Origin of the sequence: Rahnella sp. ChDrAdgB13 (assembly GCF_017655185.1) — a bacterium.
Lineage (GTDB): Bacteria > Pseudomonadota > Gammaproteobacteria > Enterobacterales > Enterobacteriaceae > Rahnella > Rahnella contaminans.
This window is the reverse complement of sequence record NZ_JAEMGT010000247.1, coordinates 1-1,102: the sequence shown is the minus strand read 5'-3', so window position 1 is coordinate 1,102 and position 1,102 is coordinate 1. Positions and strand designations below refer to the sequence as shown.

Below are 1,102 nucleotides of genomic sequence, written 5' to 3'. Positions count from 1 at the left end.
CGATCTGATCAATCGCCAAACATCACAAATCACCAACCGGACTGAGCGATGCCGATCATAACACCCATTCCCCGTGACGAACGCCGCATGATGCAGAAAGCTATCCATAAAACCCGCGATAAAAATCATGCCCGCAGACTCACTGCTATGTTGATGCTTCATCGGGGGGAACGGGTCAGCGATGTTGCCAGAATACTCTGTTGTGCCCGTTCATCTGTTGGACTCTGGATTAACTGGTTTACACAATCAGGTGTTGAAGGCCTGAAATCCTTGCCCGCAGGACGCTCCCGACGTTGGCCCTTTGAGCATATCTGTACCCTGTTGCGTGAACTGATAAAGCATTCTCCCGGCGATTTTGGTTATCAACGTTCACGCTGGAGCACCGAATTACTGGCAATAAAAATCAATGAGATAACCGGATGTCAGTGACATGCCGGAACGGTGCGCCGCTGGTTGCCCCCTGCCGGACTGGTATGGCGCAGGGCCGCGCCAACGTTGCGTATCCGTGACCCGCATAAAGACGAAAAGATGGCTGCAATCCATCAGGCGCTTAACGAATGCAGCGCAGAACACCCGGTCTTTTATGAGGATGAAGTCGATATCCATCTCAACCCAAAAATCGGCGCAGACTGGCAACTTCGCGGTCAGCAAAAGCGGGTCGTCACGCCGGGGCAGAATGAAAAATATTATCTTGCCGGGGCACTGCATAGTGGCACAGGAAAAGTCAGCTACGTGGGCGGAAGTAGTAAAAGTTCGACGTTATTCATCAGCCTGCTGAAACACCTTAAAGCCACGTACAGGCGGGCAAAAACCATCACGCTTATCGTGGATAACTACATCATCCATAAAAGTCGAACAACGCAATGCTGGCTGAAAGCAAACCCAAAGTTCAGGGTCATTTACCAGCCCGTTTACTCACCATGGGTAAACCACGTTGAGCGGCTATGGCAGGCACTGCACGACACGATAACCCGCAACCATCAGTGCCGCTCGATGTGGCAGTTGCTGAAAAAGGTTCGCCATTTTATGGAAACCGCCAGCCCATTCCCCGGAGCAAAACATGGGCAGGCAAAAGTGTAGCGGTATTAGGCGCAGCTATTTA

Annotated in this window: 1 pseudogene; it reads left to right on the top strand. The window is 51.5% G+C overall.

Going from position 1 to position 1,102, the window contains the following annotated elements:
• Positions 1-48: 48 nt before the first annotated feature.
• Positions 49-1,080: pseudogene (locus J8X26_RS27430) on the top strand (IS630 family transposase).
• The last annotated feature ends 22 nt before the right edge of the window (positions 1,081-1,102 follow it).